Here is a 12536-nt window from a genome sequence, read left to right on the forward strand (position 1 = left end):
CTCATGAAGTAGAGAAACGACGCACGGAAGGCCCCTATGATCACCGCCATTGTCCGCTACCGCCTGCCCGCCGCGATCGGACGGGAGGAGTGCCGGGCGCATTTCCTGTCGATCGCACCGGGTTTCGGCGATGTGCCCGGCCTGATCCGCAAGCAGTTCATCTGGAGCGAGACCGGCACCGCCGGGGGCGTCTACCAGTGGGAAAAGCGGGAAGACGCCCAGCGCTTCTACCAGGGGCCATGGCTGGACGGCATCCGGCGGCGCTACGGCACCGATCCGGAGATCGAGTATTTCGAGACCTTCGCGGTCACCGACAATCCGGGCGGGGTGGTGCTGGTGCCGGAGTGAGGGAGCCGGGTTCGCCTACAAATCCGGCGGGGTGCGGGCCGGCAGATGCAGCGTCGCCAGGGTGCCGCCCCCGGTGCGCGAGGCGATGGTGAAGGATCCACCCAGCCGGTCCGTCGCCAGATTGTCCACAATGTTCAGGCCGAGCCCGACCGAGCCGGTGCCGCGGCGGGTGGTGAAGAAGGGCTCCAGGATGCGCCCGGCGGTCCCCTCCGCGATGCCGGCGCCATCGTCGGCGACGGACAGCAGAACCGTCTCCGGTCCCGACGCCGCGGCCCCGACCGTCACCAGCCCATGCCGCCCCGCCGGAAAGGCGTGTTCCAGCGCGTTGCGGACAAGCTGCTCCAGAAGCGCGGACAGGATCGCCGGGTTGCTGACCATGCGCAGGTCGGCGGGGCAATCCACCGTCATGCGGTGCCCCAGCGGCTCCCACTGCGGGCGCAGGCTCTCCGTCACCTGCTCCAAGAAGGGGCGCAGCGCGATGGTCTGGCGCAGCCCGCCATGATCCGCCGCCACCCCCTTGAAGCAGCGCACGATCTCGCCGGCGCGGGCGATAGTGCTCGACAGCAGGGCGGCCAGCTCGCCTGCGCTCGCCAGGAAACGCTCCAGCTCGGCGCGGCGGAGCTGGTTGGCGGCCAGCCGCTCCGTCATCGCGGCGACCCGGTCGCCGAGGTGGGACGCGCTGCCCAGCGCCACGCCGATGGGCGTGTTGATCTCGTGGGCCACGCCGGCGACCATCTGGCGCAGCGCCGCCATCTTCTCGCGCTGGGCCTGGGCCAGCTTGCGCGTGCGCTCGCGGACCAGCGCCTCCAGATGCTCGTTCTCGTCCTTCAGGCTGCGGTTGGCCCGGCGCAGCGACAGGTGGGTGGCGACGCGGGCGCGCACGATGGCAGGGCTGAAGGGCTTCGTTACGTAATCGACGGCCCCGGTCTCCAGCCCGAAAGCTTCCTCCTCCGGGCTGGACAGCGAGGTGATGAAGATCACCGGGACGTCGGCGGTGGCCGGGTCGGTCTTCAGCAGCCGGCACACCGCGTAGCCGTCCAGCCCTGGCATCATCACGTCGAGCAGCACCAGCTCCGGCGGGTCGGCGGAGGCCAGCTCCAGCGCGCGGCGGCCGGAAGTCGCGAAGCGCACCTCGTGCCGGTCCTCCAGCACGTTGGCGAGCGCACGGATGTTGGCCGTGTCGTCATCGACGATCAGAATGTGACCACCGCTCACGGCGTCGTCTCCCGGTCCCGTTCCCTGGTCCATGCGGCGGTGAGCCGTTCCAGCGCCGCGCGGGCCGCGGCGAAATCCAACTCCTCCACAGCCCGCCCCACCTTGTCCACCGCCTCGTCATGGCCGCGCCCGGCCAGCAGGCCGCGCACAGCGTCGAAGCGGGCCGCCGCCGACAGGCTGCCGCTGCGCAACGCCTCCTCCAGCGCGCGCAGCGCCTCGTCCAGCTTGTCCGGGTCGACGAGAGGAACCGCCGGGATTTCCGGCACGACCTCCACGGCGATCTCCGCGGCGCGCAGCGTTTCCGCCGAAGCCAGCGCGGGACCGAGGCCGGCGGACAGGTCGGTCACGAGCCCCGGTATTGCGTCCCACCGCTCCTCGCGCGCCGCCAGCTCCAGCGCGGCGGCGGCGGCACTGGCGGCCATCGCGCCGACCGTTCCGGCGCTGCCGCGCAGCCCGTGGGCGAAGCGTTCCAGCGCCGGCCCGTCTCCCGCCTTGCGCAGATGCTCCAGCCGAACCGGCGCGTCGCCGTAGCGGTCGAGAAAGTCGAGGATCGCCCTGCGCAGCGTGCGCGCCCGCCCGTTCATCCGCGCCAACGCCGGGGCGAGGTCGAACCCCTCCAAGCCGTCAGGAAGAACGGCATCCATCTCCGCGTCCTTGGCAACCGGCAAAGCCTCCCGCCGCCCGAAGGGCTTCAGCCAGCGGTTCAGCACGGCGACGAGGCGATGCGGCTCCACCGGCTTGGCGATGTGGTCGTCCATGCCCGCGTCCAGACAGCGCCGCCGCTCCTCCTCCAGGGCGTGGGCGGTCATGGCGATGATCGGCAAGCGGTCGGGGCCGCACTGGCGGCGGATCGCCCGCGCGACCGCGAAGCCGTCCATGTCCGGCATCTGGACGTCGGTGAGCAGCGCGGCGTAGCCCGCCCCCGGTTCCAGCGCCAGCCGCACCGCCTCCCCGCCGCTGCCGACCGCGGTGACGGCCAGCCCGGCGTCCTCCAGCAGTTCCCGCGCGACCAGCCGGTTCACGGCGTTGTCGTCGGCGACCAGCACGCGCAGGCCGCGCAGCGGCTCGTCCACCCGCAGGCCCGCAAGCCCCGGATCGGCCAAGGCGGCGGGCAGCGCCGTCACGGCGCCGTCCTGCACGCCGACCGTCACCGTGAAGCGGAAGGTGCTGCCCAGACCGGGGGCGCTGTCCACAACGATGCCGCCGCCCATCATGACGGCCAGCCGCCGGCTGATCGCCAGCCCCAGCCCGGTCCCGCCGTAGCGGCGGGTGGTCGAACTGTCGGCCTGGGCGAAGGGCTGGAACAGGCGGGCCACCTGCTCCGCCGTCATGCCGATGCCGGTGTCGCGCACGGCGAAGCGCAGCTCGGTCTCCCCATCCTCCACCCCGCGCGGCGCGGCGCTCACGCCGAGGACCACGCTGCCGCTCTCGGTGAACTTCACCGCGTTGTTGACGAGGTTGAGGAGCACCTGCCCCAGCCGCAGCGGGTCGCCCAGCAGGGCAGTGGGCACGTCCGGGGCGACCTCCAGCCGCAAAGCCAGCCCCTTCTCCTCGGCGGAGAGGGCGGCGGTGCCGGCCACCATGTCCAGCACGGCGGACAGGTCGAAGGGCACGCGCTCCAGCGTCAGCATCCCCGCCTCGATCTTCGAGACGTCGAGGATGTCGTTGATGATTCCCAGCAGCGCCGTGGCCGAGGCGCGGATGCGGGTCAGGTAGCCGCGCTGGCGCGGCGGCGGCCCGGCGCGCAGGGCGAGGTGGCTGAGGCCGAGGATGGCGTTCATCGGCGTGCGGATCTCGTGGCTCATGTTCGCCAGGAAATCGCCCTTGGCGCGCGACGCCTCCTCGGCGCGGCGGCGGGCCTCCTCCACCTGCTGCTGGCGGCGCGCGATCTCGTCGAGGAAGTGACGGATCGAGCGGGAGATGGTGGCGATCTCGTCGGTGCCGCCGTCGGGCAGCGGCGTCTCCCGCCCCTCCACCCGGTCGAGCACCGCGTCGTTCAGCCGGACCAGACGCAGGGTCAGGAAACGGCGCAGGTACAGATAGACGCCGAGCGCCACCAGGAAGCCCAGCGCCCCCAGCCCGATCAGGATGCGGTTCTGCGTCGCCGCCAGTTCGGACAGGCCGTCCGCCTCGTCCGCCGCCGCCGCGTTGATCCGCTCGAACAGCGCGTGGGCGATCTTCACGACCTCCTCGACCATGACCAGCACCTGATTGGTCAGCGCCTTGCTGCGGGCAATGGCCGCCTGCCGCTCCATCAGGCTGGGCAGCAGGCCGGTGGGGCCGAGCAGCGCCGTCTCCAGCCGCTGGTGCAGGGCGGCGAAGCGCTCCGCCTGCTCCGGCGGCAACCCGGCGTGGAGCGCCGGCAGGGCCGACAGCGCCGCCGCCGCGTCCCGCTGGGCGCGCGCGATCTCGCGCTGGAAGCGGCTGTTGCCGGCGTGGGTGCTTTCGTTCAGCACGCGGTTGACCGTGTTGGTCCAGGCGGTCAGCGGCCCCAGCCGGTCCGGCGGCAGGGTCGGCAGCACGGCGGCGACCAGCGCGCCGGCCTCCGCCGACAGGCGGCGGGTCTCGTCCAGCGCGTCGTCGCTGCGCGCCGCCGCGTCGATGCGCTCGGCGACCAGCCGGTCGAGGTCCGCCAGCGTCGGGACGAGGGTTCCCAGGACGCCGGCCAGCGTGGCGCCGCCCTCGATGTCGGACAGGGCCTGCGCCGACCGGGTGACCGCCGTCAGGTTGGCGGTCAGCTCGGCCAGGGTGACCCGCCGTTCGGGGTGGCTCGTCGCCCCGCCCAGCCGGGTCGCCTGCGACAGCACCTGCTGCAGGCCGCCGTTCAGCACCGCCCCGGTGGTGATGCGCGGCAGCGCCCCGTTGGACAGGTCCGACAGGGCGTGGCGGAATTGCGCGAGGTCGTAGAGCGCGGCGCCCGACACGCCCAGCAGCACCCCCACCATCACCAGCAAGCCCAACCCGACGCGCCGCCCGACGCCGCCCCGGAAGGGCGCGCGCGGGACCGGCGCGGTCGAGGCGGGCTCCGTCGTCATCAACGCTCGGTGATGCGGCCGTCGATGCGGGGCGACACCGTCCCGCGGTCGGTCAGGTGCTGGGCCATGATCTCCCACAGCAGCTTGCCGCCGCTCCCGGGGGAGGCGCCGGGCGACTTGAGCATGCCGTAGCCGTCGCCGCCCTGGGCCAGATAGTTGGGCAGGGCCACCGAATAGCGGACGTCCGGGTCGAGCGGCTTGCCGCCCACCGTGACGGAGACGACGCGGCTGCCCGCCGGCTGCTTCAGGTCGTAGACCACCGCCATGTTGGACGGGTGGAGGAAGCTGCCCTTCTGGTTGTCCACCCCGGCGGCGCTGACCTCCAGCGCTTCGCGCAAGGCCTTGCCGGGCAGAGTCACGGCGATGATGGTGTCGCGGAAAGGCAGTTCGCGCTGGATGTCGCGGCGGGTCAGCACGGTCCCCGCCTCGTACTGGCGGTTGCCGCGGATGTTGCCGCCGTTGATGAAGGCGACCTCGGTGTTGAAATGGCCGCGCATGGCGTCGGCGATCAGCGAGGCGAAGGCGTTCTCGCCGGTGCGCACGGCGGCGCGGCGGGTGTCGAGCGCGGTCGCCGTCGTTCCGATGTTGATGTCCAGCAGCTCCGACAGCCGGGCCAGATAGACGCCGACCCGCTTTTCCATCGCCGGGTCCGGCGGCAGCCCGGCGAGCGGCACGATGTCGGCGCCGGCCAGCGCGGGCGGCGCCTTGCCGTCGCCGTCCAGCCGCAGGACGAAGGCCGACCCCTTCACGTTGACGTGGACGCCGAAGAGCTTGCCTTTATCGGCCTCCAAGACGTCCTTGCCGGTGGCGGAGAGCTGGAGCAGCGCGTCGATGGCGGGTTCACCGCGCAGCGCCTCCACCGCCTCCGGGGCGTTGTCCAGGATAGCGACCACATAGGCTGCCCCCTGGGCGCGGAGCGCGCGGGCCTCCGCCGTGATGGTGGCGGGCGGGCGCACCTCGATGTCCGGCACGATGTACTGCACCGTCAGTTCCGGCGAGATCGCCGAGACCACGCCGATCTTCCCCACCGGCGTGTCGAGCAGAGCCGACGGCTCCAGCCCCTCCATCACCGTGCCGGTGTTGCGGTCGATGGTGGTGGCGCTGACGAAGGGGAAGCGCGCCTCGTAGCTGCGCAGGGTCAGCTCGTCCTTGCCGAAGCCGAGGTCGCGCTTGGTCACCGCCATCATGTCGGGCTGAAGCTCGTTCAGCAGGTCGATCATGTGGGCACCACGGTCGAAGGTGGACAGGACGCCCGCGGTCAGCGACGCGCCGCCATGCAGGAACAGCGTGTTGCCCTCCGCCCGCTTGGTGCGCAGCAGCGTGGCGAGGTTGGCGAGGCCGCCCTCGCCCTCCACCGGCTCGATGTCGGCCATCGTCGAGGTGAAGACGATCGACAGCTCCGCCGCCGACGCGGCCGGCGCGACAGCGCCGAGCGCCACGACGGCGCAGGCGGCCAGGACGGCACGCCAGCCGGAAAAACGCCCCACCCCACCATTGCCGCGATTCGGCATGGTTGCCCCCTCCTGCCATCCCTGTTCCTTCAGGATGGTTCTTCCCGTATTCGGGCAGGGGAGTTCAAGGCATATCCATGCACGCCGGGGAACATTCCGGTGACAAAATCCCCTGCCGCAACAAGGACAAAGGGGAACGGCGGGATCAGACCGCCTCGTCCTGCCAGGGGTAGGACAGCGGAACCTCGCGAAAGGCGAAGCGGTCGAGATGGCGTTCCAGAGCCCCTTTCAACGCGGCGAGATGCTCGGCGGAGCTGGTGTCCAGCCGGCAGTCCAGCGCGTCCGGCCGGGCCTGGAGCGTCAGGGTGGCGTCGCCCGGCCAATCGGCGCCGCGGGCGTTGTGCGGGAAGACGACGCTCCCCCCTCCGGCGTGTACTCCACCGTCAGATTGTGCGCCCAGTGCTTGCAGAGCTGCTGGAGATAGCGGCTGCCGTTCGGGGTCGGGACGCGGACGCTGCTGGCGTGTCTCATGATCATCCTTCTGTGCGGTGATGGTGTTCTTCAGGGAAGACGCTCGATGCGCTGGGCCGCCTCGTCGAGGATGGAAACGGCGGCGTGCACCGTGTCCGCATCGACGCCCTCGCGCCCCAGCCGGTGCATCAGCACGGCTTTCAGATTCTCCATGGCGCGGCGGATCGGCGCGCCGTCGGTGTGGGCCCGCCGGGTCGCCAGGGCGGCGAGACGGGCGAACAGGGCCTCGACGGTGGCCGCGTCCTGGGCGAGCTGGGCGGTGCCCTCCGGGGTGACGGCGAAGGGCTTGCGCGCGCCCTCGGCGTCGGTCTTGGCGATGTGGCCCATCTCCTCCAGCAGCGACAGGGTCGGGTAGATCACGCCGGGGCTGGGCACATAGCCGCCGCCGGTCAGCTCCTCGACGGCGCGGATCAGGTCGTAGCCGTGCCGCGGCTCGTCGGCGATCAGCCGCAGCAGGACCAGCCGCAGTTCCGACGCCTCGAAGACGCCGCGCCGACCGCCGCGTCCACCGCGCCGCTCGTGATGCTCATGGCCCCAGCCGCTCTCCGCGGCGTGACGGCCGCCACCGAGACGGGGACCGCCGCCATGGGGGCCATCGCCGTGCGGGCCGGGATGATGGCGGCGCATCCGGCCGCAGAAGGGATTCGGGAAAAACCTCATGACAGGGGCTCCACTGTGTTTCGATAGGTTTAAGATATATCGTGACATGTCGAAATACAAGTCCCCAAGCCGCTTATTCCCTCTCCCGCCCCGGGAGAGGGTGGTGCCGGAGGCGCCGGGTGAGGGTGGCGCGAGGATCAAATCGCTGATCCTTGCCAGCACCCTCACCCTCCCACCGCTTCGCGGCGGGTCCCTCCCTCTCCCGGGACGGGAGAGGGGACGCAGCAGTCCTGAGCCTCGCCCAGCCAGCATACTGCGAATGCGAGCAATTCGCATTGACGATCCGCCGCGTTCGGGACCACAGTGCGCCCGCCCTTCCGGCATAGGCCGCCCCGGCAAAGTTGAAGGAGAGTCAAGGATGAAGCTGACCCGACGCCACGCCCTCGCCATGACCGCCGCCGTGGTCGGCCTCGCCGCCCTGGCTCCCATCCCGGGTTACGCCCAGGACATGACGGTGCGGCACGCGCAGGGCGAGACCCGGCTTCCCGCCAAGCTCGACCCCGTCCTGGTCTTCGACATGACCTCGCTGGACACGCTGGACGCGCTGGGCGTGGCGATCGCCGGGGTGCCCACGGGGCTGAAGCCGCCGCACCTCGCCAAGTATGACGGGCCGTCCTACGCGAAGATCGGCACCATGTTCGAGCCCGACTACGAGGCGGTAAACGCCGCCGAGCCCGGCCTGATCATCGCCGGCGGCCGCTCCGCCCCGAAATACGCCGAGCTGTCGCGCATCGCGCCGACGCTCGACATGACGACCGACCAGAAAGACTTCCTGAACAGCTCGATTGCAAACGCCGAGACGCTGGGCCGCATCTTCGGCAAGACCGCCGAGGTCAAGCAGAAGCTGGACCGGCTGCGCGCCTCCATCGCCGAGCTGAAGGCGGTGGCGGGCAACGCCGGCAAGGGCCTGCTGGTCCTGACCACCGGCGGCAAGATGAGCGCCTACGGGCCGGGGTCGCGCTTCGGCATCCTGCACACGGAGTTCGGCATCCAGCCCGCCGCCTCCGACCTGAAGGTCGCCAACCACGGGCAGGCCATCTCCTTCGAGTTCATCCTGGAGACCAACCCGGACTGGCTGTTCGTGATCGACCGCGACGCCGCCATCGGGCAGGACGGCAAGCCGGCCCGGCAGTTCCTCGACAACGACATCGTCCGCCGCACCACCGCGTGGCAGAAGAACCAGGTCGTCTATCTGAACGGCGGCAACTGGTACATCGTCGGCGGCGGGCTGGCGGCGCTCCAGCAGGATGTGGACGATCTCCTGGCGGCGTTGTCCAGGAAGTCCTGACCCGTGAAGACCCTGCCAATCGCCACGCTCCCGCTGGCGACCGTCGGCATCGGCCTGCTGGCCGTCTGGAGCCTGTTCGTCGGCGTCAGCGACGTGAGCCTCGCGGCGCTGTTCGGTGGCACTCCGGGTGGCGCCCCGGACCAAGCCACCCAGGTCCTGCTGGTCAGCCGGCTGCCCCGGACGCTGGCCCTGATCCTGGCCGGCGCGGCCATGGCGGTGTCGGGCCTGCTCCTCCAGATGCTGGTGCGCAACCGCTTCGTGGAGCCGTCCACCGCCGGCACCGCGGAAGCGGCCATCTTCGGCATGATGATGGTCTCGCTGCTGGCGCCGGAGATGCCGGTGTTCGGGCGCATGGCCGTCGCCAGCCTGTGCGCGCTGGCCGGGACGGGGCTGTTCCTGGCGATCCTGCGGCAGGTGCCGCTGCGCTCGCCGCTGGTGGTGCCGCTGGTCGGCATCATGCTGGGCGGGGTCATCACGGCGATGACCGAGTTCATCGCCTACCGCCAGGACCTGATCCAGTCGGTGCGCGGTTGGGAGACCGGAGACTTCTCCGCCATCCTGCTCGGCCGCTACGAGCTGCTGTGGTTGAGCGCCGCCCTGACCGGCATCGCCTATCTGGCGGCGGACCGCTTCACCGTTGCCGGCATGGGGCGGGACGTCGCCACCAACCTGGGCATCGACCACCGCAAGGTGATGGCGCTGGGGCTGGTCATCGTGTCGATGACCACCGCGGCGGTGATCGCCACCTGCGGCATGATCCCCTTCCTGGGGCTGATCGTTCCCAACGTCGTCAGCCTCGTCCGCGGCGACAACATGCGCGGGTCCCTGCCCTGGGTCGCGCTGATGGGGGCCGGGCTGGTGCTGGCCTGCGACATCGCCGGGCGGCTGGTGATCCATCCCTACGAAATCCCGATCGGGACAATGATGGGGGTGATCGGCAGCGCCCTGTTCCTCTATCTGCTGCTGCGGAGGAACGGCCATGCCGGCTGACCGCCGCATCCTCTCGCCGACGGTCGTCCTGGGCGGCCTGTCGGCGCTGACCCTGCTGGCGATCGCGCTGTTCATGACGCTGGGCGCGCGGGGCAAATGGGACTTCATCCTGGCCTTCCGCGGCACCAAGATCGCCGCGATGGTGCTGGTCGGCTACGCCGTCGCCGTGTCGACCGTCCTGTTCCAGACGATCACCAACAACCGCATCCTCACGCCCTCGGTGATGGGCTTCGACCATCTCTACCGGATGATCCAGACGGTGCTGGTCTTCCAGTTCGGCAGCGGGCTGGTGGCGTCGCTCGATCCGCGGCTGCGCTTCGGGGTGGAGGTGGCGTCGATGGTCGTCTTCTCCGGCCTGCTCTACTGGTGGCTGTTCAACGGGGCGGGGCGCGGCGACAACCGGCGCAGCCTGCATCTGCTGCTCCTCGTCGGCATCGTCTTCGGCGTGCTGTTCCGCAGCTTGACCAGCTTCCTCCAGCGCATCATCGACCCCAACGAGTTCCTGACGGTGCAGGACCGGCTGTTCGCCAACTTCAACCGGGTGGATGTCGAGTTGCTGACGGTGTCGGCGCTGGTCGTTCTGGCGGTGTCGCTGGTCGGCTGGCGGTGGCGGCGCACCTTCGACGTGCTGGCGCTGGGGCGCGACGCCGCGATCAACCTCGGCGTGGAGCACCGGCGCGCGGTGATGGCGGTGCTGGTGATGGTGTCCATCCTGGTGTCGGTGTCCACGGCGCTGGTCGGGCCGATCACCTTCTTCGGGCTGCTGGTCGCCAACCTCGCCTATCTGGTGGTCCGCTCGCACCGGCACGCGCTGATCCTGCCCGCCGCGGTGCTGCTCGCCGTGCTGACGCTGGTCGCCGGCCAGCTCGTGCTGGAGCGGGTGTTCGGCTACAACGCCGCGCTCAGCATCGTCATCGAGTTCGTGGGCGGTCTCGCCTTCCTGTTCATCCTGGTGCGGGGTTCGGCCCGATGATCGACGTCAAGAACATCACGAAGCGCTACAACGGCACCGTCGTCGTCGACGGGGTGTCCCTGTCCCTGCCGGCGGGCGGGGTGATCTCGCTGATCGGGGCGAACGGGGCCGGCAAGTCGACGCTGCTGTCGATCATCAGCCGCCTGCTGCCGATGTCCTCGGGCACGGTGGCGATCGACGGGCTGGACGTGACCACCACGCCGGGCGAGGTGCTGGCCCGCCGCCTGTCCATCCTGCGCCAGGACAACCAGATCATGTCCCGCCTGACGGTGGAGGACCTCGTCGCCTTCGGCCGCTACCCGCACAGCAAGGGCCGCCTGACCGACGAGGACCACAAGCACATCCGCAACGCGCTGCGCTATCTGGACCTGGAGCCGCTGGCCGGGCGCTTCCTGGACGAGCTGTCGGGCGGCCAGCGCCAGCGCGCCTTCATCGCCATGGTGCTGTGCCAGGACACCGAATACATCCTGCTCGACGAGCCGCTGAACAACCTCGACGTCAAGCACGCCGTGGCGATGATGAAGCTGTTCCGCCGCACCGCCGACGAATTCGGCAAGACCATCGTGCTGGTGCTGCACGACATCAACTTCGCCTCCTGCTACTCCGACCGCATCGTCGCGATGCGCGACGGCCGGGTGGTGCACCAGGGGCCGCCGGAGGTCATCATCACGCCCGAGGTGATCCGCGACGTCTACGGCGTCGAGGCCCAGGTGATGGAGAACGCCGGCCAGCGCATCGCGCTGTACTACCAGTAAAGAGCACCAATTCCCCTCTCCCGCCCCGGGAGAGGGTGCCCGCAAAGCGGGCGGGTGAGGGTCGCACGAGGATCAAAGCCCTGATCCTTGCCGGAACCCTCACCCTTCCCGCGCTCCGCGCGGGCCCCTTCCCTCTCCCGGGGCGGGAGAGGGAAATCCAGTCACCAACGCGGTGGGTCGAAGAGCACCGAACGGTCGATGTCGGCCAACCGCGCCCGCCCGCTCAGCGCCATGGCGACCTCCAGCTCGGTCTGCAGGATGGTCAGCATGTGGGCGACGCCCGCCATGCCGCCGACCGCCAGGGCGTGCAGCACCGGCTGGCCCACCAGCACCGCGTCGGCGCCCAGCGCCAGCGCCTTCAGGACGTCGGTGCCGCGCCGGATGCCGCCGTCCGCCAGGATCGGCAGGCGGCCCGCCGCGCGGGCGGCGACCAGCGGCAGAACCTCCGCCACCGCGGGCAGCGTGTCGAGCGTCCGCCCGCCATGGTTCGACACGATGATCCCCGCCGCCCCGGCCTCGATGGCGGGGTCGACGTCGTCTGGGTTCATGATCCCCTTCAGCAGCACCGGCAGCCGCGTCTCGGCGCACAGCCAGCGCACCGTGTCCCAGGTGGCGGCGGCGTGCAGCATGCCCTGGAAGACCGGACTGCCGGGGCGCGACGGGGTGAAAGTGTCCGGCGCCAGACCGGCCAGATTGACCGGGGCGATGCCGTCCGGCAGGCGGAAGCCGGCGCGCTGTTCGATGTTGCGCAGGCCGCTGACCGGCGCGTCCACCGTCAGCACCAGCGCGCGGTAGCCCGCGGCCTCCGCCCGCCGCACCAGGGCCAGCGTGTCCTCCGGCCGGGGCTGGGTATAGATCTGGAACCACAGCGGCCCGCCGGCCGCCGCCACGACCTCCTCCAGCGTCACGCTGGACTGGGTGCTGACGGTCATCCAGGTGCCGGTGAGGCCAGCCGCTTGGGCGGTGGCCCGCTCCCCGTCGCGATGGACCAGCCGGTGGAACGCCATGGGCGCGATCAGGATGGGATAGGGCATGGCCTGCCCGAACAGGCTCGTCGCCGCGCTGGCCCCCGACAGATCGCGCAACGCCCGCGGCATCAGGCGCATCCGGTCGTAGGCGTCGCGGTTGGCCTGCCGGGTGATGCCGTCCGCCCCGGTCCCCGCGATGTAGGCGCGGGTCGCCGCATCGACGCGGGCGGTGAAATGGCGCTCGTAGTCGTAGAGCGAGACGGTGTCGGCGGGAACGCTCATCGCAGGAATCCTCAAGAAACATTCCCTCTCCCCTCCGGGG

At 70.9% G+C, this 12536-nt stretch carries 12 protein-coding genes; 5 read left to right on the forward strand and 7 right to left on the reverse strand.

Annotated elements, in window-relative coordinates:
- Positions 1–36 precede the first annotated feature (36 nt).
- On the forward strand, positions 37–348 hold the full coding sequence (locus ACWPN7_RS00440; protein WP_149651071.1) for a YdhR family protein: 312 nt from the start codon (positions 37–39) through the stop codon (positions 346–348).
- 15 nt (positions 349–363) lie between these two features.
- On the opposite strand, the gene ACWPN7_RS00445 is transcribed toward ACWPN7_RS00440, so the two are convergent.
- From ACWPN7_RS00445 to ACWPN7_RS00470, 6 genes are all read right to left on the reverse strand, one after another.
- A complete protein-coding gene (locus ACWPN7_RS00445) occupies positions 364–1563 on the reverse strand; it encodes a sensor histidine kinase (protein WP_459197589.1) in 1200 nt (399 codons plus the stop codon).
- Positions 1560–4598 (reverse strand): hybrid sensor histidine kinase/response regulator, encoded by a 3039-nt coding sequence (locus ACWPN7_RS00450; RefSeq protein ID WP_459197590.1) that lies wholly within the window; start codon positions 4596–4598, stop codon positions 1560–1562. Before ACWPN7_RS00450 ends, ACWPN7_RS00445 begins: the two co-directional genes overlap by 4 nt.
- The gene (locus ACWPN7_RS00455; protein WP_459197591.1) at positions 4598–6109 is read right to left on the reverse strand and encodes a bifunctional metallophosphatase/5'-nucleotidase; all 1512 of its coding nucleotides are present in this window, start codon (positions 6107–6109) and stop codon (positions 4598–4600) included. The genes ACWPN7_RS00450 and ACWPN7_RS00455 overlap by 1 nt, the downstream gene beginning before the upstream one ends.
- A 145-nt stretch (positions 6110–6254) precedes the next feature.
- The gene (locus ACWPN7_RS00460; protein WP_492273240.1) at positions 6255–6413 is read right to left on the reverse strand and encodes a DUF2218 domain-containing protein; all 159 of its coding nucleotides are present in this window, start codon (positions 6411–6413) and stop codon (positions 6255–6257) included.
- Positions 6410–6580, reverse strand: coding sequence for a DUF2218 domain-containing protein (locus ACWPN7_RS00465; RefSeq protein ID WP_492273081.1), 171 nt, complete (start codon positions 6578–6580; stop codon positions 6410–6412). The genes ACWPN7_RS00460 and ACWPN7_RS00465 overlap by 4 nt, the downstream gene beginning before the upstream one ends.
- A gap of 30 nt (positions 6581–6610) precedes the next feature.
- Positions 6611–7240 carry a PadR family transcriptional regulator gene (locus ACWPN7_RS00470; protein WP_459197593.1) on the reverse strand — a complete coding sequence of 210 codons (630 nt, stop codon included), beginning with the start codon at positions 7238–7240 and terminating at the stop codon, positions 6611–6613.
- 358 nt (positions 7241–7598) lie between these two features.
- Between ACWPN7_RS00470 and ACWPN7_RS00475 the strand changes: the two genes are divergently transcribed.
- Genes ACWPN7_RS00475 through ACWPN7_RS00490 form a run of 4 tightly spaced genes read left to right on the forward strand, consistent with a single transcriptional unit; the run spans position 7599 to position 11246 of the window.
- The gene (locus ACWPN7_RS00475; protein WP_459197594.1) at positions 7599–8528 is read left to right on the forward strand and encodes a siderophore ABC transporter substrate-binding protein; all 930 of its coding nucleotides are present in this window, start codon (positions 7599–7601) and stop codon (positions 8526–8528) included.
- A 3-nt stretch (positions 8529–8531) separates the two neighbouring features.
- Positions 8532–9518, forward strand: coding sequence for an ABC transporter permease (locus ACWPN7_RS00480; RefSeq protein ID WP_459197595.1), 987 nt, complete (start codon positions 8532–8534; stop codon positions 9516–9518).
- Positions 9508–10491 carry an iron chelate uptake ABC transporter family permease subunit gene (locus ACWPN7_RS00485; protein WP_456511662.1) on the forward strand — a complete coding sequence of 328 codons (984 nt, stop codon included), beginning with the start codon at positions 9508–9510 and terminating at the stop codon, positions 10489–10491. The genes ACWPN7_RS00480 and ACWPN7_RS00485 overlap by 11 nt, the downstream gene beginning before the upstream one ends.
- Positions 10488–11246 carry an iron ABC transporter ATP-binding protein gene (locus ACWPN7_RS00490; protein WP_459197596.1) on the forward strand — a complete coding sequence of 253 codons (759 nt, stop codon included), beginning with the start codon at positions 10488–10490 and terminating at the stop codon, positions 11244–11246. The genes ACWPN7_RS00485 and ACWPN7_RS00490 overlap by 4 nt, the downstream gene beginning before the upstream one ends.
- Before the next feature lie 161 nt (positions 11247–11407).
- Here the strand turns inward: ACWPN7_RS00490 and ACWPN7_RS00495 are convergent, their stop codons facing one another.
- Positions 11408–12496: an alpha-hydroxy acid oxidase gene (locus tag ACWPN7_RS00495; RefSeq protein ID WP_459197597.1), complete on the reverse strand. Its 1089-nt coding sequence runs from the start codon at positions 12494–12496 to the stop codon at positions 11408–11410.
- Positions 12497–12536: the final 40 nt, after the last annotated feature.

This window comes from Azospirillum sp. UENF 312511 (genome assembly GCF_058780635.1).

What these genes read in the sequence shown, in the direction of transcription:
- ACWPN7_RS00440 (WP_149651071.1), top strand. Translation starts at nt 37, where the DNA reads ATGATCACCGCCATTGTCCGCTACCGCCTGCCCGCCGCGATCGGACGG.
- ACWPN7_RS00450 (WP_459197590.1), bottom strand. Translation starts at nt 4,598, where the DNA reads ATGACGACGGAGCCCGCCTCGACCGCGCCGGTCCCGCGCGCGCCCTTC.
- ACWPN7_RS00455 (WP_459197591.1), bottom strand. Translation starts at nt 6,109, where the DNA reads ATGCCGAATCGCGGCAATGGTGGGGTGGGGCGTTTTTCCGGCTGGCGT.
- ACWPN7_RS00465 (WP_492273081.1), bottom strand. Translation starts at nt 6,580, where the DNA reads ATGAGACACGCCAGCAGCGTCCGCGTCCCGACCCCGAACGGCAGCCGC.
- ACWPN7_RS00470 (WP_459197593.1), bottom strand. Translation starts at nt 7,240, where the DNA reads ATGAGGTTTTTCCCGAATCCCTTCTGCGGCCGGATGCGCCGCCATCAT.
- ACWPN7_RS00475 (WP_459197594.1), top strand. Translation starts at nt 7,599, where the DNA reads ATGAAGCTGACCCGACGCCACGCCCTCGCCATGACCGCCGCCGTGGTC.
- ACWPN7_RS00485 (WP_456511662.1), top strand. Translation starts at nt 9,508, where the DNA reads ATGCCGGCTGACCGCCGCATCCTCTCGCCGACGGTCGTCCTGGGCGGC.
- ACWPN7_RS00490 (WP_459197596.1), top strand. Translation starts at nt 10,488, where the DNA reads ATGATCGACGTCAAGAACATCACGAAGCGCTACAACGGCACCGTCGTC.
- ACWPN7_RS00495 (WP_459197597.1), bottom strand. Translation starts at nt 12,496, where the DNA reads ATGAGCGTTCCCGCCGACACCGTCTCGCTCTACGACTACGAGCGCCAT.